The following is a 341-nucleotide window of genomic DNA, read 5'->3' as shown; positions in this document are numbered from 1 at the left end:
CTAGCAAAATCGTTTCCATATTCCTCAAAATAAGCGCCTACCTTTAAGGCGCTTAGCCTAACATCTCGCCATCAAATATCGCAAAACAAGCCAAAAAACCAAACGTCATGCATCTTTATGACCTTGCTCTTGTACTTTGATACCGTATAGACGCTCAACGATAGTAAACAAGCCGTTAATCACTTTAGGTAATGGGAAATATGGACGAATCTCCTCTTGCGATAAGCTGAACTCACTTTGTTTTACCTTTTCAGCGATATAGGCGCTATCCCACGGTTGCAACTCGTCAATGCCATAATCGCTTGCGTATTTTTGTAGCTGTGCCAAATCTGCTTTGGCAG

At 41.9% G+C, this 341-nt stretch carries 1 protein-coding gene; it reads right to left on the bottom strand.

The genetic code is table 11. From position 1 onward, the window contains the following. Positions 1-105: 105 nt before the first annotated feature. Positions 106-341: M3 family metallopeptidase (locus SB725_RS30430; protein WP_410923062.1), on the bottom strand; the 236-nt coding region annotated here is incomplete at its 5' end.

This window comes from Pseudomonas sp. SIMBA_041, from assembly GCF_046535095.1.
GTDB lineage: Bacteria > Pseudomonadota > Gammaproteobacteria > Pseudomonadales > Pseudomonadaceae > Aquipseudomonas > Aquipseudomonas mucoides.
This window is presented reverse-complemented; position numbering and strand designations above follow the sequence as displayed.